Origin of the sequence: Shimia sp. MIT910701 (genome assembly GCF_047126315.1) — a bacterium.
GTDB lineage: Bacteria > Pseudomonadota > Alphaproteobacteria > Rhodobacterales > Rhodobacteraceae > Shimia.
The window spans coordinates 4,174,591-4,195,600 of record NZ_CP138953.1; the positions used below are offsets into that span (position 1 = coordinate 4,174,591).

At 56.3% G+C, this 21,010-nt stretch carries 21 protein-coding genes and 1 tRNA gene; 11 read left to right on the plus strand and 11 right to left on the minus strand.

The features are described 5' to 3' along the window. Window positions 1-6 precede the first annotated feature (6 nt). The 5 genes from nqrE to SIB38_RS20370 are packed head-to-tail and all read right to left on the minus strand — an operon-like array spanning window position 7 to window position 4,612. A complete protein-coding gene (gene nqrE, locus SIB38_RS20350; protein ID WP_164645323.1) occupies window positions 7-615 on the minus strand; it encodes an NADH:ubiquinone reductase (Na(+)-transporting) subunit E in 609 nt (202 codons plus the stop codon). Continuing rightward, the gene (locus tag SIB38_RS20355) at window positions 615-1,268 is read right to left on the minus strand and encodes an NADH:ubiquinone reductase (Na(+)-transporting) subunit D (RefSeq protein ID WP_294118534.1); all 654 of its coding nucleotides are present in this window, start codon (window positions 1,266-1,268) and stop codon (window positions 615-617) included. Before SIB38_RS20355 ends, nqrE begins: the two co-directional genes overlap by 1 nt. Further along, window positions 1,268-2,077: a Na(+)-translocating NADH-quinone reductase subunit C gene (locus SIB38_RS20360; protein ID WP_294118532.1), complete on the minus strand. Its 810-nt coding sequence runs from the start codon at window positions 2,075-2,077 to the stop codon at window positions 1,268-1,270. Before SIB38_RS20360 ends, SIB38_RS20355 begins: the two co-directional genes overlap by 1 nt. Then, window positions 2,070-3,269, minus strand: coding sequence for an NADH:ubiquinone reductase (Na(+)-transporting) subunit B (locus SIB38_RS20365; RefSeq protein WP_294118531.1), 1,200 nt, complete (start codon window positions 3,267-3,269; stop codon window positions 2,070-2,072). The genes SIB38_RS20360 and SIB38_RS20365 overlap by 8 nt, the downstream gene beginning before the upstream one ends. Window positions 3,270-3,271: 2 nt before the next feature. Continuing rightward, on the minus strand, window positions 3,272-4,612 hold the full coding sequence (locus SIB38_RS20370; protein WP_294118530.1) for a Na(+)-translocating NADH-quinone reductase subunit A: 1,341 nt from the start codon (window positions 4,610-4,612) through the stop codon (window positions 3,272-3,274). 262 nt (window positions 4,613-4,874) lie between these two features. On the opposite strand from SIB38_RS20370, the gene SIB38_RS20375 reads away from it, so the two are divergent. The 3 genes from SIB38_RS20375 (at window position 4,875) to SIB38_RS20385 (ending at window position 6,964) form a co-directional block, all read left to right on the plus strand. Further along, a complete protein-coding gene (locus tag SIB38_RS20375) occupies window positions 4,875-5,867 on the plus strand; it encodes an FAD:protein FMN transferase (protein WP_412550941.1) in 993 nt (330 codons plus the stop codon). Window positions 5,868-5,889: 22 nt separating this feature from the next. Further along, entirely contained in the window at window positions 5,890-6,132 is a 243-nt protein-coding gene (nqrM, locus tag SIB38_RS20380) for a (Na+)-NQR maturation NqrM (protein ID WP_294118525.1), read from the plus strand. 310 nt (window positions 6,133-6,442) lie between these two features. Beyond that, window positions 6,443-6,964, plus strand: coding sequence for a CBS domain-containing protein (locus SIB38_RS20385; RefSeq protein WP_294118522.1), 522 nt, complete (start codon window positions 6,443-6,445; stop codon window positions 6,962-6,964). 69 nt (window positions 6,965-7,033) lie between these two features. On the opposite strand, the gene SIB38_RS20390 is transcribed toward SIB38_RS20385, so the two are convergent. Continuing rightward, window positions 7,034-7,120, minus strand: a tRNA-Leu gene (locus SIB38_RS20390). Window positions 7,121-7,213: 93 nt separating this feature from the next. Here SIB38_RS20390 and lipB point away from each other — a divergent pair. From lipB to SIB38_RS20410, 4 genes are all read left to right on the plus strand, one after another. Continuing rightward, window positions 7,214-7,981, plus strand: a complete 768-nt coding sequence (gene lipB, locus SIB38_RS20395; protein WP_294113234.1) for a lipoyl(octanoyl) transferase LipB — start codon at window positions 7,214-7,216, stop codon at window positions 7,979-7,981. Window positions 7,982-8,293: 312 nt separating this feature from the next. Further along, window positions 8,294-8,599 carry a hypothetical protein gene (locus SIB38_RS20400; protein ID WP_294113233.1) on the plus strand — a complete coding sequence of 102 codons (306 nt, stop codon included), beginning with the start codon at window positions 8,294-8,296 and terminating at the stop codon, window positions 8,597-8,599. A 158-nt stretch (window positions 8,600-8,757) separates the two neighbouring features. Further along, complete coding sequence (locus SIB38_RS20405; protein ID WP_294113231.1) at window positions 8,758-9,282, plus strand: pseudoazurin; 525 nt, start codon at window positions 8,758-8,760, stop codon at window positions 9,280-9,282. An 85-nt stretch (window positions 9,283-9,367) separates the two neighbouring features. Further along, complete coding sequence (locus SIB38_RS20410; protein ID WP_294113229.1) at window positions 9,368-9,799, plus strand: c-type cytochrome; 432 nt, start codon at window positions 9,368-9,370, stop codon at window positions 9,797-9,799. 95 nt (window positions 9,800-9,894) lie between these two features. Here SIB38_RS20410 and SIB38_RS20415 read toward each other — a convergent pair whose 3' ends face one another. Beyond that, window positions 9,895-13,335, minus strand: a complete 3,441-nt coding sequence (locus SIB38_RS20415; protein WP_412550942.1) for a pyruvate carboxylase — start codon at window positions 13,333-13,335, stop codon at window positions 9,895-9,897. After that, window positions 13,328-13,510: a hypothetical protein gene (locus SIB38_RS20420; protein ID WP_294113223.1), complete on the minus strand. Its 183-nt coding sequence runs from the start codon at window positions 13,508-13,510 to the stop codon at window positions 13,328-13,330. Before SIB38_RS20420 ends, SIB38_RS20415 begins: the two co-directional genes overlap by 8 nt. Window positions 13,511-13,528: 18 nt before the next feature. On the opposite strand from SIB38_RS20420, the gene SIB38_RS20425 reads away from it, so the two are divergent. After that, complete coding sequence (locus SIB38_RS20425; RefSeq protein WP_412550943.1) at window positions 13,529-14,023, plus strand: rhodanese-like domain-containing protein; 495 nt, start codon at window positions 13,529-13,531, stop codon at window positions 14,021-14,023. A 4-nt stretch (window positions 14,024-14,027) separates the two neighbouring features. Here the strand turns inward: SIB38_RS20425 and SIB38_RS20430 are convergent, their stop codons facing one another. Next, window positions 14,028-15,164 carry an alpha-hydroxy acid oxidase gene (locus tag SIB38_RS20430; protein ID WP_294113219.1) on the minus strand — a complete coding sequence of 379 codons (1,137 nt, stop codon included), beginning with the start codon at window positions 15,162-15,164 and terminating at the stop codon, window positions 14,028-14,030. Between the two features lie 125 nt (window positions 15,165-15,289). On the opposite strand from SIB38_RS20430, the gene SIB38_RS20435 reads away from it, so the two are divergent. Both SIB38_RS20435 and SIB38_RS20440 read left to right on the plus strand, forming a co-directional pair. Further along, window positions 15,290-17,731, plus strand: a complete 2,442-nt coding sequence (locus SIB38_RS20435) for an ATP-dependent helicase (protein ID WP_294113218.1) — start codon at window positions 15,290-15,292, stop codon at window positions 17,729-17,731. 78 nt (window positions 17,732-17,809) lie between these two features. Then, a complete protein-coding gene (locus tag SIB38_RS20440; protein WP_294113216.1) occupies window positions 17,810-18,439 on the plus strand; it encodes a glutathione S-transferase family protein in 630 nt (209 codons plus the stop codon). Window positions 18,440-18,920: 481 nt separating this feature from the next. Here SIB38_RS20440 and SIB38_RS20445 read toward each other — a convergent pair whose 3' ends face one another. After that, window positions 18,921-19,136, minus strand: coding sequence for a DUF1127 domain-containing protein (locus tag SIB38_RS20445; RefSeq protein ID WP_299426905.1), 216 nt, complete (start codon window positions 19,134-19,136; stop codon window positions 18,921-18,923). A gap of 246 nt (window positions 19,137-19,382) precedes the next feature. Here SIB38_RS20445 and SIB38_RS20450 point away from each other — a divergent pair, with 246 nt between their 5' ends. Then, window positions 19,383-20,459 (plus strand): Mrp/NBP35 family ATP-binding protein, encoded by a 1,077-nt coding sequence (locus SIB38_RS20450; RefSeq protein ID WP_294113213.1) that lies wholly within the window; start codon window positions 19,383-19,385, stop codon window positions 20,457-20,459. Window positions 20,460-20,476: 17 nt separating this feature from the next. Here the strand turns inward: SIB38_RS20450 and SIB38_RS20455 are convergent, their stop codons facing one another. Then, entirely contained in the window at window positions 20,477-20,785 is a 309-nt protein-coding gene (locus tag SIB38_RS20455; protein WP_412550944.1) for an EthD family reductase, read from the minus strand. Between the last annotated feature and the right edge of the window lie 225 nt (window positions 20,786-21,010).

Consider the following 21,010-nt stretch of genomic DNA (forward strand, 5'->3'; position numbering starts at 1 on the left):
ACCCCCTTAGAGTTTCACGCCGGAGAAGGACATGAAGGCCAAAGCCATCAGACCTGCGGTGATAAAGGTAATGCCTAGGCCCTGAAGACCATCGGGAATGTCGGAATACTTCAGCTTCTCGCGCACACCGGCCATGGCGGTGATTGCCAATGCCCAGCCAAAGCCGGAGCTCAGGCCATAGGTCACGCTTTCCGCGATGTTGTAGTCGCGCTCCACCATAAACAGAGAGCCACCCAGGATGGCGCAGTTCACGGTGATCAGCGGCAAGAACACACCCAGCGCGTTGTAGAGCGGCGGGAAGAACTTATCGAGGACCATCTCGAGGATCTGCACCATCGCCGCGATCACGCCGATGTAGCAGATCAGGCCAAGGAAGGTCAGGTCCACATTCGGGAAGCCAGCCCATGCCAGCGCACCAGGCGCCAGCAGATAGGTGAGAAGCAGGTTGTTGGTGGGAACCGTAATGGCCTGTACCAGCATCACGGAGATGCCCAGACCAAGCGCGGTCGAAATCTTCTTCGATACGGCGATGAATGTACACATGCCGAGGAAGAAGGAGAGCGCGAGGTTTTCAACAAAGACGGCCTTTACGGCCAGAGAGAGAAGCCCTTCCATTAGTGGCCCTCCACAACTTGAATTTTGTATTCACGCTCTTCCACCTGCTCCGGTTTCCAGGCACGTACCGCCCAGATCAGCAAACCGATGATGAAGAACGCCGAAGGTGGCAACAGCAGCATACCGTTTGGCACGTACCAGCCACCGTTGTTCACGGTCGGCAGGATGCTCACACCAAACAGGCTACCAGCGCCAAACAGCTCGCGGATAGAGCCAACAACCAGCAGCAGCGCACCGTAGCCAAGGCCGTTGCCCACACCGTCAATGAAACTGTCGATTGGCGGGTTCTTCATGGCAAAAGCTTCCGCGCGGCCCATCACGATACAGTTGGTGATGATCAGGCCGACAAACACCGACAGTGTCTTGGACACGTCATAGGCGTAGGCTTTCAGGACCTGATCCACGATGATCACCAAAGAGGCGATGATCACCATCTGCACGATAATCCGGATCGAGCCCGGGATTTGGTTACGAAGCACCGAGATGAACATCGAGCTGAAGCCGGTCACTGCTGTCACAGCCAGAGCCATAACAAATGCTACCTGCAGCGAAGATGTCACCGCCAACGCGGAACAAATGCCAAGAACTTGAAGAGTGATCGGGTTATTGTCGACCAATGGGTCGATCAGAAGGTCTCTCTTGGTCTGGGCCATCAGATCTCTCCTGCTTTGAGGTTTTCAAGGAATGGTGCAAAGCCAGCTTCGCCCATCCAGAAACGAACGAGGTTGTCGACACCAACCGAAGTCAGAGTTGCACCTGCCAGCGCGTCCACATGGTGTTCGGCACCGGCTGGTGGAGCGGCCTTTGCCACTGTGATTTGCAGCGTGCCGTCGTCATCCGACAACCGTTTGCCGTTCCACAGAGCTTTCCAACGCGGGTTGTCAATTTCAGCGCCCAGACCAGGCGTTTCCCCGTGGTCGTAAAACTGCAGGCCGAAAATGTCGTTGCCGTTCTCTTCCAGCGCGATGAAGCCGTAAAGCGTCGACCACAGGCCATAGCCGTGGATCGGCAGGATCACCTTATCAAGCGAACCATCGTTGTTACGCAGCAGATAGACCGTCACAAACTTCGCCTGACGGCCTATGCCAGCAGGATCGTCAGTGAGACGCGCAGACAGCTCCGGATCGGCAGCAGCCGCGCGATCGTCAAAAGTCGCCGGGTCAAACTGATCGGTGAATGTTCCGGTCGCCAACTCAAGCACCTGTGGCTCAAACACAGAGAAGCCTTCGATCACATCCATGCCATCTTCATACAGGCCAGCGACCTGCAAAACGTTGGCTTGTTTGTCTTTCAGCTTGTTCTGCTCCTGCATCGGGCGCAAAGCCACAGACACAGCGGACACAATCATCGAGGCCACAAGGCACAGGCTTACTGCGATAAAGACCGTCTTGCCAACGCTGTCCGGCGGGGCCGCCAGAAAGCGGGCAATGGGCCCTTTGTTTTGGTTGGAAACGTCAGACATTGCGACGGGCCCTCCGTTTGATGTTTGCTTGAACGACGAAGTAGTCGATCAGCGGTGCAAAGACGTTACCGAAGAGGATTGCGAGCATCATACCTTCCGGGAAGGCCGGGTTGATGACACGGATCATGACAACCATAAAGCCAATCAGCGCTCCGTAGATGTAGCGCCCCATATTGGTGTGGGATGCGGACACCGGCTCGGTGACCATGAACACCATACCAAAGGCAAAGCCCCCAACAACGAAGTGCCAATACCAAGGCATTGCAAACATTGGGTTGGTGTCAGAGCCGATCAGGTTGAGCAAAAGCGAGAAGCCGATCATGCCGCCCATACAGCCGACAACCAGACGCCAGTTGGCGATCTTTGTGATCAGAAGGAAAGCCAAACCGACCAAACAAGCCAAAGCCGAGACCTCGCCGATGGACCCCTGAACGGTACCAATGAACGCATCCATCCAGGTCATGCCGTAGTTTGGCAGTTCCTGATACCCTTGGGAGGCACCAACGGACAGCGCGGTCGCGCCGGAAAATCCATCCACTGGTGTCCAGATCGTGTCGCCCGACATGTCTGCCGGATAGGCAAAATACAGGAACGCACGCCCAGTGAGCGCAGGATTCAAGAAGTTTTTGCCTGTGCCACCAAAGACTTCTTTACCGACGACCACACCAAAGCTGATGCCCAACGCAACCTGCCACAGAGGTGCGGCAGGCGGCATGATCAGTGCGAACAACATGGAGGTAACAAGGAAACCTTCGTTGACTTCGTGACCACGGACCGTTGCGAAGATCACTTCCCAGATACCACCGACAACAAGCGTCGTTATGTAGATCGGCAGGAAATAGAGCAATCCATGTGCAAAGTTTGCCAGCGGGTTGGAGGCATCAAAGCCAATGCCAAGCGCAGAGATGATCGCCGCGCGCCAGCCACTTGGGTCGATTGTCGCATAGGCCGAGTTGACCTGAAGACCCACGTTGTAGAGTCCCATGATGATACAGGGGATCGTCGCGATCACCACGTAGGTCATGATACGCTTCATATCGACATAGGAACGCGCATGTGGCGCGGCCTTGGTCACGGTCTTCGGCGTATAGATGAAGCTCTCGACCATTTCATAGATCGGGAACAGTTTTTCGTATTTGCCGCCTTTTACAAAGTGCGGCTCAATACGATCAAAGAAGTTGCGCAACCCCATGGTTAGCCCTCCCTCTCAATCTTGGTCAGGCTATCGCGGAGTGCTTCGCCATATTCGTATTTAGCAGGACAGGCAAAGCCAACGAGACCGAGATCTTCCTCGTCCAGCTCCAGCGCGCCGAGCTTTTGCGCTTCGTCGGTGTCCATCACCAACAGCGCACGCAGCAGTTGCGTAGGCAGAAAGTCCTGCGGCATCAGAGCCTCAAACGTTCCAAGTGGCACCATCGCGCGACGGCCACCATTCAAATTTGAGGTCAGTGGATAGAGTTTTTTGGAGAAGGCGGACCCCAGCACCGGCAGGAAGCTGTACTTCGACGGCATGGGACGGATCCAACCCATCGGAATTTGCTTGTGATCCTCTTCTATGACAGTGACCTGACGGGCATAGCGCCCAAGGAACGTCACAACGTCTTCCCCTGCCTGACCGCTCAGTACCGAACCGGACACCAAACGAACTGGAAGGTCAGAGGAAACTTCACCTACGGTGAGCTCTTTCAAGGAAGCGCCTTCAATGGTGCGAACCAGACGTGGCTTAGCACATAACGGGCCGCTCAGTGCGATCACACGGCTAGCGTCAATATTGCCGGTTTCCAACAACCGGCCAATTGCGATCACGTCATGGAAGCCAATCGTCCAAACAGTTTTGGTCGCGGTTGGCGCCTCCAGGAAGTGCATATGGGTGCCAGCGAGCCCCGCAGGGTGTGGCCCCGAGAAAGTCGCAACCGTCACGCCGTCCGCGCTTGGCACATTTGCCCCTTGCGCGTGGCACAGGTACGTCGCGCCTTCGGTCAGCTTGGTGATGGCGGCAAGCCCTTTGGCAAACGCATCACCCGCATCGGCGACGACCACTGCTGGATCGCCGGCCAACGGCTCTGTGTCCATGGCGTTTACGTAGATCGCCGCTGGAGATTCGTCTGGCGTGGGCACTTTGGAGTAAGGCCGCGTGCGGAAAGAGGTCCACAAACCGGCGGCACAGAGACGCTCCACCAGGCCTTCTCGCGTGGTCACATCGCCAATCGACGAGAAGTCTTTTGGCTCTGCTGCGTCGGTGTCCACTTCAATTTCCACACTGAGCAAAACACGTCGGGCGCCACGGTTAATGGCTTTGACCCGGCCAGAGACCGGCGCAACCACTTTCACATCCATGGTATCTTTGTGAGCAAAAACCGGATCTCCGGCCGCCACCACATCTCCTTCTGATACGGAAATGCGTGGCTTCAATCCTAAATAGTCGCCGCCCAAAAGGGCCACGGTGCGTACCGCAGCCCCTTCGTGAATCTCATCTGATACCGGCGCGCCGGTGATCGGAAGATTCAGGCCTTTTCGTAGCGCAAAATGCTGCACGCCTATGTCATCCTGTCGTTTTCTGGTTCGTCTTCGAGTTTAGGTGCCTATCGCGCATGCCTATACGCGTTCAACGCGCGCGCAACCAGCCCTTAAACTGCCACTTTTCTATTGTTTCTCACCTTTGAGGGCAATAAAGAACGTCTGCAACAGCGCGGATACACCGCAGCCCCCCGAAATTGGGCCGCGGCCTAGATTTGTTCCTGCAACTCATTGAGATTCTCTAAAAATGACCGCCCTTTCGCGACGCAGTTTTATCTTCATGACGTTGGCGCTTGCGGCCTGCAAACGCGGCGCAGCTGATCTGTTGTTAAGCGGCCAAACAATGGGCACCACTTACACCATTGTCGCAGTTGAGCCGCGCGGCGGTCTCAACAAGGACGCCCTGAAGACCGCAATTGATGCTGCTTTGCAGGATGTCGACAAAAAAATGTCGAACTGGAACCCGACTTCAGAAATTTCGCGGATCAATGCGCTAAAAGCCGATACACCGTTTTTCCTTAGCGCAGACATGCTCGAACTTCTGCAGACTGCTCAAGACGTGCATGACACCAGTGACAAGCAGTTTGACCTCACCCTTGGCCCTTTGATTGATCTCTGGGGATTCGGGACACAAAAGCCTACAGGTCGTATTCCGGACAGCGCCGCTGTCGCAAAGGCAATGCAATCTGTGGGCCAGTCTGAGGCGCTCACGCTGGACGGCAACACACTTTCAAAGTCCCACGATGGCACCCAGATGTACCTCTCTGCTATCGGCAAGGGGTTTGGTGTTGATCGCCTGGGCGACACCGTCAGAAGCTTTGGCGTTACCGACTTTATGGTAGAGATTGGCGGCGACATCATCACGTCCGGCAAAAATGCCGAGGGTTTACCGTGGCAAATCGCCATTGAAACCCCTGATGCACGTCAGCGCAGCTTCCTAAAGGTGCTGGGCGTGTCCGATCTGGGCATGGCGACGTCCGGCGACTACCGGAACTACTTCGAACATGACGGCACCCGCTACAGCCACATCCTGAGCGCGACGACAGGTCGCCCTGTGACCCACGCCACCGCATCTGTATCTGTCTTGACCCAAAACGCTATGCTTGCGGACGCCTGGGCCACCGCCCTCCTGGTGGTCGGGCGCGAACGTGGCATGGAAATTGCGGAGCGGCAAAATCTCGCGGCCTTGTTTATCGACCGTGAGATCACATCTGGTAAGATGCGCTTCGAAACCTACGCCACCGATCAATTCGCCAGCATTCAACCCAGCTAACCTCTTCAAAGGACCCCAAGCGATGGAAACCTTTATGCTCACTTTTGTACTGTTGCTTCTGGTAACGCTTGGAATGGCGGTTGGAGTGATGTTTCGCGGGCGCACAATCAAAGGCTCTTGCGGCGGGTTGAACGCAATCAGTGACGCAGACAAATGCGTGGTGTGCAGCAAGGATATTGATCCGGACAGCCCGCTGCGCGAGCGCCTGCAATGCCCACGCGCCAAAAAGATGCTGGAACAGATGCAGGAAGAAGACCGCGCCTAACCTCCGAAACCACAATATGATCAGAAGGCGTCTCATTGAGACGCCTTTTTAGTTTGTGGTGATCGGCAACAACCCAACCGCCAACAAACACACCGCTGCTGTGACACCAAACACCCAAAGCTGCCACCGCGGGCCCTCTTCTTTCCACACGCGGCGATAGCGATGGCCTGCCAAGCAGGCCAAAACAAACAATAGAGTGGCAATCCAAGGCGAAAGCACAACGTCTGGCAAAAGAAAATTCCCCAAAAGCAGATTCTGCAGTTAGGCTGGACACATAAGACTAGAGAATTTTCTACGCAAGGAGCCCCGAATGCCCAGTTCCTATCAAGCCCCAAACCGCAAATCGGAGGGGAAGACCAAAACCATGAGCCAATCCACGGACACAAATACATCGTCTGATGTGGCCACCGTGCAAAAGGTGCTGGATCAAAAAGGCGGAAACGTGTTTTCGATTCGCCCACAAGACACGCTTGGGGATGCCGTGAAAGTACTGAAAGAACGCGGAATCGGTGCCCTCCTGGTGACCGACGCCAACGGCGCTTTGCAAGGTATTCTGTCCGAGCGCGATATCGTCCGCAAACTGGCAGAAACTCCCGGCCAAACCCTACCTCAGCAGGTGTCAGACGTGATGACCAGCAAAGTGCAGACCTGCACACCGGACGAGCCAATGGTTTCCGTTCTGCGCCGCATGACGGAGGGTCGTTTCCGCCACATGCCTATTGCAGACGACTCCGGCCTGATAGGCATGGTCACGATTGGAGATTTGGTGAACTACCGCCTAACGGAGCTGGAACATGAAGCTTTGCAGCTCAAACAACTGATTGTCGGCTGATACGACATCCCCAAAAACAAACAAAGGGCCGAGAATTCGGCCCTTAAAAATCAAATCTTTTGAGAGATTTGGTGCGGTCGAGAAGACTCGAACTTCCACTCCGGTTAAGGAACAGCGACCTCAACGCTGCGCGTCTACCAATTCCGCCACGACCGCACTTGCCCTGGTGGGTGTGGGGCTAATACCGCCGCTGATTGGGGATGTGAAGCGAAAAGTGACGACGGGCAGGATTTTTTCATCACCGCTCCGTTGGCGACAAAATACAGCGCAAAACAAAGCAAACCCCAGCAGAAAGATTGCACGCGCCGCAGGAGACGCTTAGGTCACCAAAGACCTAAAAGCGAGGCGAGGCTCAAAATGGTGGAATGGATTCACTCCGATACGCTGATCAAGTACGACGAAGCGCTGTCGTTTATGGAGGCGCGGGCTGAAGCCATTGCCAAAGGCGAAGCTGAAGAGTGTATATGGCTACTGGAGCACCCTCCTCTTTACACCTCAGGCACGTCCGCCAAACTGGAAGACCTAACAGACCCGGACCGGTTTCCGGTCTTTGAGGCAAAACGCGGCGGGCAATACACCTACCATGGACCGGGACAGCGGGTTGTCTACGTCATGCTCGACCTCAACAAACGCGGCAAAGACATTCGCGCTTTTGTCAAAAACCTCGAAACCTGGGTGATCGCCACGTTGGCTGACTTCAGTTTGAAAGGGGAAATTCGGGACGGCCGCGTGGGCGTCTGGATTGCCCGCGACGACAAACCGTTGCAGGCTAACGGCGACAAAGCCGAAGACAAAATTGCCGCCATCGGAATCCGCCTCAAAAAATGGGTGAGCTTTCATGGCATTTCGATCAACGTCGAGCCGGACCTCAGCCATTTTGATGGCATTGTACCCTGCGGCATCACCGAGCATGGTGTGACGTCCCTTGTTGATCTCGGCTTACCCGTCACGATGGCCGATGTGGATGTGGCACTCAAACGTCAGTTTCATGAGACTTTTGGGGATACGCAGCTGTAACTCTGGCTATGTACATCTTGCTTAACCAGCCCGGACAACAGGTTGTTAACCTTCTTTGACGTAAACTTAGAGCAAGGTACCTGCTGTAGCTGCCCACTTTTGGCGTGATGTCCACGCCAAGCACGGTGCCTAACCTAAAGGTAGTGCGTCATGTCACAATCGCGAGCAATTCTTTTTCCCGTTTGCGTTGCGATGCTCCTTTTTTCGAGCAACGCCTTCGCCCAACAGGCAGCGACCAGACTGGACACATCCGTTTTGACAGGATTGGGCCGCGCATCTGACACCCGAACTTTGTTTAGCTTGTCAGAGCGCTTGAGTTTTCGCAGCACAACTCCCGGCGTAAGGAAAAGCAGCCCCAAGAACGCTTTGGGAAATCAACCAAGTATTACCGTGCAAAAAGACCGCGTTCGGTTGGAAATGCTTGGCTCGAGGGTATACGGTCTATTCACCCCTGCCGAGGAAACCGCCCACCGCCTCGCAACAACCTCAGGGGTTGTCGGCGTCGGTGTTGAACAACAGCTGGATCGCGGTGTTGCGTTAAACTTGGAATTATTTCAGGGACGCGCCAACTTGGGAAAACGCCCTAAGGCGGCTTTGAAGCTTCGCTTAAGATTTTGATAGGCTGCTATCGGAGCGCGCTGTTTTCTAGTTCGGCTCCAACTCGTACCGCTGTCAAAAACGCCTCCCTGCGACACAGTGGCTTACCCCACAATCTCAACTGTTTCATTCCTGATTAAAACAGTAGGTTAATACTGTAAGATAACTAGGAGCGATTCATGAAACACTCTCGGCGCATGTATTTAAAGCTTGCAGTCAGCACAATTCTGGCAGCTACCTTTGCGGCCCCAGCATTTGCAGATGAAGCACCTGAAGCTGCAGCAGAACCACAAGTACACGAAGTTTTGATGTACAACGCGGACCCAAATGACAAAAAAAAGAAGATGGTGTTTGTACCTGATCTTCTGCGTGCAAACCCAGGCGACACCATACGGTTTATTTCATCCGACAAAAGCCACAACGCAGTTTCTGACAAACTCATGCTGCCTGAAGGCGCAGACGCGTTTAAGTCAAAAATCTCGAAAGACTTCGAATATGTTGTCACGGCGGAAGGCACTTACGGCTACTTCTGCCAGCCGCACAGAAATATGGGCATGGTTGGTCTGATCTTGGTTGGAGATCCGTCTTCCAACTATGAGGAAGCCAAAGCAGCAATCGCCAAACAAAAAGGCAAGGCCAAAAAGGTCTACAAAGACATTTTTGAACGTGCCGATGCCATGCTGGCAACGGAACAGGGCAGCTAAGCCCTGCGACAGCTTATCTCTCGTACAGAGATAGATGTTGGACTAGAGTGATCCCCAGCCAAAACCATTAGCTAGGTAGATCCTCATGAAAAAATTGTTCGTAGCCTCGTCCCTATTGATAGCATTGGGTACAGTTGCTCATGCCGAGGGCGATGTTGAAGCTGGCGAAAAAGGCTTCAAAAAATGCAAGGCTTGCCACTCTGTTGTGAACCCAGATGGCGACGTGTTGTACAAAGGTGGCAAAACTGGCCCGAACCTATACGGCATCGTTGGTCGCGGTGTGGCCGCAGAAGATTTTAAATACGGCGCAGGCCTGCTGGAAGCCAAAGAGGCTGGCGTGGTTTGGACCGAAGAAATGTTGGTGGCCTACGTAACGGATCCCAAAGCTTGGTTGAAAGACAACGGTTACGCCACCAAGTCCAAAATGTCCTTCAAGTTGAAGAAGGGCGGCGAAGACGTGTTCGCATATCTCGCATCTCTGTCTCCAGCGATGGAAACGGAAGAGAAGTCCGAGTAAAACGTTCACCGCAGACAAAAAAGAGCCCCATGCAGCGCAAACTGCATGGGGCTTTTCATTTAGAAAACGGCACGCCCTTGACAGGCGCGACAGGGTTATTCCAGCTCGATCAGCAAATCCTTCGCGTCGATCTGACCGCCCGGCGTTGTATGCACAGCCTTCACAACTGCATCACGCTCTGCGTGGATGCCGGTTTCCATTTTCATGGCTTCGATGGTCAGTAGCAGATCGCCTTCTTTGACTTCGGCACCAGCGGCAACCGCCACAGAGGCGACCACGCCCGGCATCGGCGCACCAATGTGGTTAGGGTTGCCAACTTCAGCCTTCGGGCGAGCCGCAGTCGCAGACTTCACCAATCGGTTTGGCACACGGATCACACGCGGCTGACCGTTGAGTTCGAAGAAGACTTTGACTTCGCCGTTCTCGTCAGTTTCACCAATCGCCTGCAGGCGGATTTCAAGCGTCTTGCCTGGGTCGATCTCTGCAGTGATCTCTTCGCCCGGCTCCATGCCGTAGAAGAACGTCTTGGTCGGCAGAGCACGCACCGGACCATATTGACGGTGACGGCCCATGTAGTCGAGGAAGACTTTGGGATACATCAGGTAGCCGTTCAGATCCTCGTCGTCGATTTCAAAGCCCTCAAGTTGGGCAGAGACTTCGGCGCGGGTTTCTTCCAGATCGATGGGCTTGAGGTGTTTGCCCGGACGTTCCAGATTTGGCTTTTCGCCTTTGAGCACCTTGTCGATGATCGCAGACGGGAAGCCACCATGTGGCTGGCCCAGATTGCCGCGCATCATGTCGACCACGGAGTCAGGGAAGGCCAGATCGGTCTTTAGATCTTCGACCTCTTCGCGGCTCAGCCCCTGGGACACCATCATTAGCGCCATGTCGCCCACAACTTTCGACGACGGCGTCACCTTCACGATATCCCCAAACATCTGGTTCACATCCGCGTAGGTCTGCGCCACCTCATGCCAACGCTCTTCCAGACCAAGGCTGCGGGCCTGCGCCTTGAGGTTGGTAAACTGACCACCGGGCATCTCGTGCAGATAGACCTCAGACGCCGGCGCAGCGAGACCGCTTTCAAAAGCGGTGTATTGCGCCCGCACACCTTCCCAGTAATCACTCACTTCACGCACGGACTTGATGTCCAAGCCAGTGTCGCGGTCGGTGTTACGTGTGGCCTCTACAATGGAGCCGAGGCACGGCTGCGACGTACCGCCAGAGAAGGCGTCCATGGCTGCATCCACAGCATCCACGCCAGCATCCGCAGCTGCCAGAATGGTCGCCCCCGCAATGCCGGAGGTGTCATGTGTGTGGAAGTGGATTGGTAGGCCAACCTCTTCTTTCAGCGCCTTGACCAAGACACGTGCAGACGCTGGCTTCAGCAGACCCGCCATATCTTTCAGGCCCAGTACATGTGCACCGGCGGCCTCAAGCTCCTTGGCCATAGAGACATAGTAGTTCACGTCATATTTGGCGCGGTTCGGATCAAGAATATCGCCAGTGTAGCAGATGGTGCCTTCACAGACCTTGCCGCTCTCAACAACCGCATCCATCGCAACGCGCATGTTCTCAACCCAGTTCAGGCTGTCAAACACGCGGAACACATCCACACCGGTTTCAGCGGCTTGTTTCACAAAGGCCTGGACCACATTGTCCGGATAGTTGGTGTAGCCGACGCCGTTGGACGCGCGCAGCAGCATCTGCGTCATGACGTTCGGCATGGCGGCGCGCAGATCACGCAGGCGCTGCCACGGACATTCCTGCAAGAAGCGGTAGGCCACATCAAAAGTCGCGCCACCCCAGCATTCCACAGAGAACAGATCAGACAGGTTTGCGGCGTACGACGGTGCCACCTTGATCATGTCGATGGAGCGCATGCGGGTCGCCAGCAAGGATTGGTGACCGTCGCGCATGGTTGTGTCGGTCAGAAGTAGTTTCTTCTGCTCCTTCATCCAATCGGCCACAGCCTGTGCGCCCTGCTCTTCCAACAGGTTGCGCGTACCGGGCTTGATCGCACCATGTTTGGCAGGTGGCACCGGCGCTTTCAGATCGGCGGCGGGCGCCGGACGATCTGTCGTTTCCGGGTGGCCGTTCACGGAGATGTCCGCGATGTAGGTGAGAACCTTGGTGCCCCGGTCGCGACGCTTCTCGAAGTTAAACAGCTCCTCGGTCTCATCAATAAACTTGGTGGTGTATTGATTGTTGAGGAAGGTCGGATGCTTGAGCAGGTTTTCCACAAACGCAATGTTGGTGGACACACCACGCACACGGAATTCACGCAGAGCGCGATCCATACGGGCAATCGCCTTTTCTGGGGTTGGCGCCCAAGCGGTCACTTTGGTCAGCAGCGAGTCGTAGTAGCGCGTGATCACACCGCCAGCGTAAGCCGTGCCGCCGTCCAGACGGATGCCCATGCCCGTTGCCGAACGATACGCCGTGATGCGGCCGTAATCCGGGATGAAGTTGTTTTGTGGATCTTCTGTGGTTACCCGGGTTTGCAGTGCATGACCGTTAAGGCGGATGTCGTACTGGCTGGACTTGCCAGTGGCTTCTGCCAGAGATTTGCCTTCAGCAATCAAGATCTGTGCCTGAACGATGTCGATACCCGTCACCTCTTCGGTAACGGTGTGCTCTACCTGCACGCGCGGGTTCACTTCGATAAAGTAGAACTTGCCGCTCTCCATATCCATCAGGAACTCAACGGTGCCGGCACACTCATAATTCACGTGGGCACAGATTTTACGGCCCAGTTCACAGATTTCTTCACGCTGTGCTTCAGACAGATAGGGCGCAGGCGCACGTTCCACCACTTTCTGGTTGCGGCGCTGAACCGAACAATCCCGCTCATAGAGATGGTAGATGTTGCCTTTGGTGTCTCCGAGGATCTGCACCTCCACGTGACGCGCGCGGGTAATCATCTTCTCCAGATAGCCTTCGCCATTGCCAAAAGCGGCTTCGGCTTCGCGACGGCCTTCGAGCACCTTCTCTTCGAGCTCATCCTCGCCAAAGATCGGGCGCATGCCACGACCGCCGCCGCCCCACGAGGCTTTGAGCATTAGCGGGTAGCCGATTTCGGCCGCTTCTTTCTTGATGGCGTCCATATCGTCGCCCAGCACTTCGGTTGCCGGGATGACCGGCACACCAGCCTCGATTGCCACCTTGCGGGCGGACGCTTTGTCGCCGAGCGCGCGCATCGTTGCCGCTTTTGGGCCAATAAAGGTGATGCCGTTTGCCGCGCAGGCGTCGACAAAATCCGGGTTCTCAGACAACAGTCCATAACCCGGGTGGATCGCATCTGCGCCGCACTCTTTGGCCACGCGAATGATCTCATCAATGCTCAGATAGGCAGCAACCGGGCCCATTCCTTCACCGATGCGGTAGGCCTCGTCCGCTTTGAAGCGATGAAGACCAAGTTTGTCTTCCTCTGCAAAGACCGCCACGGTCTTCTTACCCATCTCGTTTGCGGCCCGCATCACGCGGATCGCAATCTCGCCACGGTTGGCGACTAGGATTTTGGAAAATTCAGGCATCGGCAGGCGTCCCCTCTTTGGCACTGTCGGTGTTTGGACGAATTGCTACAAGCATGCCGCACCGCAGCGCAATACCCACTGACCCTGATTCTGAAATATTTCCGTTACATTTTGTACTTGAGTTGTTTCCGAACGGAATAAAACTACCGTGAACGGCGGTTTTGCGCAGTTGCATTGCGCAAAACCTCACGCCATGTGCGTAACAATCAAAACATGGAATGTAAAAATGCTGACCCGTCGTCGCTTCTCTTTTACCCTTGGTGCCCTCTCTTTTATCCCCGTTGGCGTGCTCGCGAACTCCGATACGCTCACCGCGGAAGAGGCGTACACCCGCATGCAATCTGGCGAGCTGATCCTGATTGACGTGCGCACGCCGCAAGAATGGCAAGAGAGCGGTGTGGCAGAAGGCGCTTGGCTACTGGACATGCGCGAGCCAGACTTTGGCCGCTGGATCATGGCGGTTCTGGAGCGCAACCCCAACCACCGGGTCGCGGTGATTTGTCGAAGTGGCAACCGCAGCGGACGACTGATGGGCCTGTTTGCGCAAAATGGCATTGATGGGACGTTGGACGTGACCGAAGGCATGTTGGGCGGCCCGCGCGGCAAGGGATGGATTCCATCAGGCCTGCCAACAGTCAGTGCTCAAACCGCGTTTGAGGCGATGCCTAAGGACCTGACCGCCAAATAACCGCTTAGAAGGGGCGCAGCTTGTTTGGCACCTCTGTCAGGTTTTCCAAGCCAAGCTGCCCCATGTTGGCTTTTAGATCCTGCTTGAGAATGTCCACAAGATGTGCGGGGCCTTCGCTGCCCAGGGCGGCAAGCGCGTAGTGGAACGGGCGGCCCATCATCACAAAATTCGCCCCCAAAGCCAGCGCCCGCAGGATATCAAGGCCGGTTTCAAAACCGCTATCGACCATCAAGGGCAGGGCAGTGGCGGCGCGGATTTTGGGCAAAACTTCAATGGGAGCCGGCGCTGCATCAAACTGACGGCCTGCGTGATTAGACAACCACAGCGCATCGACGCCCATGGCCTCAAGCCTCGCACAGTCCTCGCTGCGCAGCGCGCCTTTGACAATCAAGGCGCCGTCCCAATTGTCCCGCAGCCATTGAACATAGTTCCAATCCGGGGAGGTACGCAGCAGGTAGCCCGCATGGGCAGTGGAACTTAATCCGGAAACTTGTCCTGCATAATCATCGATCAGCTTCATACGCGGCATACCCGACCGCGCGGTCGCCAAGGCCCAGGCTGGCCGCAATGCCACCTGCGTCAGAAGGCGCGGCGTGAGCTTCGGCGGTGTCGTCAGACCAGACCGCACTTGCCGCTCTCGGCGACTGGCTGTGGGCACATCGACCGTTAGCACCAAGGTGGTGAACCCAGCCGATTTCACGCGTTTCAAAAGGTCCTTGCGGATACCTTCATCGCGTGGCGGATAGAGCTGAAACCACCCGTTTTGCCCAATATGAGGCGCAAGGTCTTCCGGTGTTTGCGTTGCAACCGTGCTGAGCGTGTAAGGCATATTGGCGGACACCGCCGCCTGCGCCAGCGTCTGCTCCGCCCCCGGCCAGATCAGCCCCGACATGCCCACCGGCGCAATTCCGACTGGAACGTCATAGACTTGCCCCAAGAAAGATGACGTGACATCTGGTGTCTGTTCACCATGCAAAATGGACGGTTCAAACAGGATCTCATCCAGTTTCTGCCGGTTACGCGCCTTGGTGCGCTCCTGGCCTGTGGCACTGTCCAGATACTCCCAAACAAATTTGGGAATGCGCTTTTGGGCGCGGGTGCGCAGGTCACTTAAGGCGGGGTATCGGGCGTGCAAATCCATTCGCCGACCGTCATATGCCGCACAAAAAAAGTCCAGCGCGACTTGCTTTTTGGACGTTCAACCATCAATGGAACATAAGAAGAACAGGCTTTTGCCTGTCCAAGGTTTGCGATAGGGTAACGTCCATGAGCAGTTTTGACGAATTTGACGCCTTCGAAGGGGCTTCCCTGTCGGCACGTGCAATGGCGCCGCGCCCGATGCCGTATCTTGACGAACTCAACCCCGCGCAGCGTGAGGCCGTGGAAACGCTGGATGGCCCGGTTTTGATGCTGGCCGGCGCAGGCACCGGCAAAACCAAGGCTTTGACGGCGCGGATTGTGCATTTGCTCAACACCAATCGCGCCCGGCCAAACGAGATTCTGGCGGTGACCTTCACCAATAAAGCCGCCAAGGAAATGAAAAACCGCGTCGGCAATATGTTGGGGCATCAGATTGAAGGCATGCCCTGGCTGGGAACCTTCCACGCGATCTGTGTGAAACTGCTGCGCCGTCATGCGGAGCTGGTTGGGCTCAAATCCAACTTCACGATTCTCGACACTGATGACCAACTGCGCCTGCTCAAGCAATTGGTCGCGGCCGCCAACATCGACGACAAACGCTGGCCTGCGCGGCAGTTGGCGTCTTTGATCGACGGCTGGAAGAACCGCGCGCTGACACCGGAAAAACTGCCTGCTGCTGACGCCGGGGCCTATAACCATATGGGCGGGCAGCTCTATGCGCAGTATCAAACCCGGCTGAAAGAACTCAACGCGGTGGATTTTGGTGACCTGCTTTTGCATACGGTCACAATCTTCCAAGACCACCCGGATGTGCTGTCCAACTATCAGCGTTGGTTCCGCTACATCCTTGTAGATGAGTATCAGGATACCAACGTGGCGCAGTATTTGTGGCTGCGGCTGTTGGCGTCCTCGCACAAAAACATCTGTTGTGTGGGCGACGACGATCAGTCGATCTACGGCTGGCGCGGAGCGGAAGTGGGCAACATCCTGCGGTTTGAAAAGGATTTCCCCGGCGCGCATGTGGTGCGGCTGGAGCAGAATTACCGCTCCACGGGCAATATTCTGGCAGCAGCATCCAACGTTATTCGCGGCAATGAAAACCGGCTGGGCAAAGAGCTGTGGACCGAGGCCGACATGGGCGAGAAGGTGCGCCTTATTGGTCATTGGGACGGCGACGAAGAAGCCCGCTGGGTTGGGGAAGAAGTCGAAGCGATGCAGCGCGGCACCCGCGGCAGTGATCCCAAGTCGCTGGAAGATATGGCGATTTTGGTCCGTGCCTCACATCAAATGCGCGCCTTTGAAGATCGCTTCCTCACCATCGGCCTGCCTTACCGCGTGATTGGCGGGCCGCGATTCTATGAGCGCTTGGAAATTCGCGACGCCATGGCCTACTTCCGCTTGGTGGTCAGCCCAGAAGATGATCTGGCGTTTGAGCGCATTGTGAACACCCCTAAACGTGGTCTGGGCAATGTGGCGCAGCAGAAAATCCAGACTTGCGCGCGGGCCAACGGCGTGAGCCTCGTAGAAGGCGCGCGAATCCTAGTTGAGGAAAAGGGCATTGGCGGCAAAGGCGCCAAAGAGCTTGGAATTCTACTGGATGGTTTGGACCGCTGGCGCAAGCAAGGCACCGCACCTGTGGTTGAGGTGCCACTGGATGATGACGATGTTATTGATGATGGCACTACTCAGACGGCCATGCGGTTTCAGGAAGGCCACGCAGAGCTGAACCACGTGGAACTGGCGCAGGTGATTCTGGATGAGGCCGGTTACACGGCCATGTGGCAGAACGACAAAACGCCAGAGGCACCGGGGCGGCTGGAAAACCTGAAAGAACTGGTCAAAGCTTTGGAAGGGTTCGACAATCTGCAAGGTTTCCTTGAACACGTCAGCCTGATCATGGACAACGAAAGCGAGGATGCGGAGCAGAAGATTTCGATCATGACGCTGCACGCGGCCAAGGGCTTGGAGTTCCCGGCTGTGTTCCTGCCGGGGTGGGAAGACGGGCTGTTCCCGTCTCAACGCAGCATGGACGAGACCGGCCCCAAAGGCCTCGAGGAAGAGCGACGGCTGGCCTATGTGGGAATCACTAGGGCCGAAGAACTCTGCACCATATCCTTTGCGGGCAACCGGCGTGTGTTTGGTCAATGGCAAAGCCAGATGCCGAGTCGTTTCATTGATGAGCTTTCTGAAGAAAACGTCGAGGTATTGACCCCGCCTGGTCTCTATGGACACAGCGGCGGCTCACGGGCTGCCGGCGGCAGCTTTGGCCAGTCAGGATTGGAAAAATCTGCTATGAACGCAGACGGTTACAACTCTCCGGGCTGGAAACGACTGCAATCCCGTGCAGGGCAATACGGCACCAGCCAGCCCAAAGAGAGCAAAGCGGCCGCGATTGATCTCACCGCCGTCAGCAGCTTCATGGTGGGTGACCGGGTGTTCCACCAGAAGTTCGGCTATGGTGCCGTGACGGACATTGAAGGCGACAAGCTGACAGTAGATTTTGAAAAGGCTGGTGAAAAGAAAGTGGTCGCCCGCTTTGTCAGTGCACCGGATGACATTCCGTTTTGACTCCACGTTTGTGATCCGCCGCGCGGTTGACAGCAAACGCCACCCTGCGTTGAGGTGAGGTCCAGACAGGAGGACCTCATGATTTTCTACGATTGCGCCACAGCGCCCAGCCCGCGGCGGGCACGGATGTTTATTGCCGAAAAAGGGTTGGAGATTGAAACGCGGCAAGTGGATTTGCGCAATGATGGCCACCGCGCACCGGAGTTTCTGGCGCTGAATCAACACGGTACCGTACCTGTACTGACGACGGACGAAGGACTGAACCTGACCGAGAACATCGCGATTGCGGGCTACCTTGAGGCGATGCACCCCGAGCCGCCGCTGATGGGCACAACGCCGGATGAAAAAGGCGCGGTGCTGATGTGGAATGCGATCTGTGAGTTTCATGGCGGCATGTCGATTGCCGAAACGCTGCGCAATGCCTCCCCTGCCCTCAAAGGCCGCGCACTGCCTGGGGCAGTCAACTATGACCAAATCCCTGAGTTGGCGGAACGAGGCGCAAAGCGCCTGCAATTGTTCTACGCCACATTGGAACAACGCCTTCAGGACAGCCCCTGGCTGGCTGGTGACAGCTTCACAATGGCGGACATCACCGGTTATGTGTTCTGCGATTTTGCGCGGATCGTAAAGATGACACCGCCAGATGAAAACACAGCGACGCAGGCTTGGCTTGCCAAGATTGCGGCCCGCCCCAGCGCACAAGCGTAAGGCAAGGCAAACACGAGAAAAGGCGCTCTTCGGAGCGTCTTTTTTGTTGTGCATCAAGAATTTGGAGAGAGAAGGCAGCGGCGACATCAGGGAGGAGGAGAGATGTCGCCGCGCTTCACACAAAACGCTCAGGGAGGAGGAGAGAGCGTCTCGATACCGGTGACCCCGCGACGGGATCGAATTTCGAGTGCGACGGTGCCAGGGAGGAGGAGAGGCACCGTCGCTCTAGTTACAAGCGCCCTCAGGGAGGATGAGAGAGGGCTCTTGATACCGTTGGGCCTGTGGGCCCGAATTTGGTGCGACGACACCAGGGAGGAGGAGAGGTGCCGTCGCTATGTTCAAGCGCTCCAGGGAGGAGGAGAGGAGCAGCTTGAGCTCGGTGGACCGTTCTGGTCCTATGTTCGCTACGACGACACCAGGGAGGAGGAGAGGCATCGTCGCAGTAGTGGAAGGCCTGAGGGAGGAGTGGCCTTCCGAATTCTTATGCCTCGCGGCTTGCTTCGATCGCCAAGCGGCGGATCATGGAGCGGCTCAGACCCAGGTCGGCCAGTTCGCGGTCAGAAAGCTGGTTCAGCTCGTTGTAGGTCGCGCGGTACACGCGGTACTGACGGAAGCGTTCTGCTGCGTTTGCGAAAAGGACCGAAAGGCCAGAGGCTTTAGGTGCGGTCACAGAAGATGTGCTTGCTACATATGCCATTGTCATTTCTCTCAGTCTGCTAGAGTGTCTGTTCGCTGTTGTGATGGTGATATAGGCGGATGCTGCATCTGCACAATAGCTGCCTTGACAAAGCAGCCATGCGCTCAGCGAATAGCAGACGTTACGTCAAGGTAAACTGTAGAAAAATTAACCAAGGTGCGGAATTGGTTGAAGAAATGTAAACCCATTCCTAAATCTACATTCTAGAAGTGCGTTTATTGTGCACGCGCAGCATAGGAGTCGCGCATGTCCGTCAGCAAAGAAGAAGTGCAAGCGGTTTTGCAAAAAATTTCCCTCCCGGACGGGGGCGATTTGATCTCCCGCGATTTTGTGCGCGCTTTGAGCATTCGCGACAAAAATGTGCAGTTTGTGATCGAAGCGCCAAATCCTGATATAGCACGACTCATGGAGCCGTTGCGTAAAATGGCGGAAGCGGCCGTTGCGCAGATGGACGGGGTCGACTCGGTGCAAGTGGCCCTGACGGCGCATGACAGCGCGCCTGCCCCAAAACCGGCGGCCCCCAGCCTAAAGATTGGCGGACACCCCAAACCTCAAGCTGGCCCCATGAAAGTGGCGGGCGTGGATCGCATTCTTGCGGTGGGGTCCGGCAAAGGCGGCGTGGGCAAATCGACCGTGTCCTCCAACCTCGCCGTGGCACTCGCAAAACAAGGCCGCAAGGTGGGTTTGCTGGATGCTGACATCTACGGCCCAAGTCAGCCGCGCATGATGGGGGTCAACAAACGTCCGGCAAGTCCTGACGGTAAAACCATTATTCCGCTTGAGGCCCATGGGGTCACCGTGATGTCGTTGGGGTTCATGCTGGAGGAAGACAAGCCTGTGGTCTGGCGCGGGCCGATGTTGATGGGCGCGCTGCAACAGATGCTGACGCAAGTGCAGTGGGGCGATCTGGATGTGCTCATCGTTGACCTGCCCCCCGGTACCGGGGACGTGCAGCTGACGCTGTGTCAGAAGACGGAGCTGACCGGTGCCATCGTGGTGAGCACACCGCAGGATGTGGCCTTGCTGGACGCGCGCAAGGCGCTTGGTATGTTTGATCAATTAAAGACGCCGGTGCTGGGACTCATTGAAAACATGAGCCTTTTCCACTGTCCGAAGTGCGGACACGAGGCGCATATCTTTGGGCACGGCGGGGTTGCGGCGGAGGCTGAGAAGCTGGGTGTACCGCTGCTCGGCGCGCTGCCAATTGATCTGGACACGCGGCTTGCGGGCGATGGTGGCACGCCGATTGCCGCCGGTGACAGCGACATGGCACAGGCCTATGCGCAGATTGCCAATGGGCTTGTGCGGGGCGGGATGGCCTAAGCCCCCTCCCCTTTTCCTCAGCCGTAGATCTCGCCTATCAGGATCTGCGGCTGCACATTGGTGAAGTTGGGGATATCGGCCATGACCGGCCCTGCGGCTTTCATGGCGGCGCCCATAGCCTCTTGATCTGCAGAGGTAATTGTCGCAATCGCGTGAAACGGCGCCGGGGTGTCCGGACCGCCTGCCAGCCCTTTGGAAGCCTGTGCAGCGGTGATATGTGCGCCCATGTGTTCGCCGACCAACCCCATGTGGGTGGTGGCGTAATAGGCGTGGTCAAAGGTGGTGCCGTCGCCCACCGGATACAGCACTTGTAAGGTTACAGCCATGATGTCCTCCCCAACTCTGGCGGTGTGAAAATCAGCCTAGCAGACAAAAAACCGGGCGCAAAATCGGGCTGTTAACCTGCTGCACCGCAGCGGGGCGCGCCCAAAAATTACGTCGGTATTACGTCGGTATCCCGACTGTTTTTCAACGGTGCGTTTTTTGACGTTCACGTCACCCGGAGATTCGCCGCAAATATGAAGGCCGCGCCCGCGCAACGGCGCTGTTGC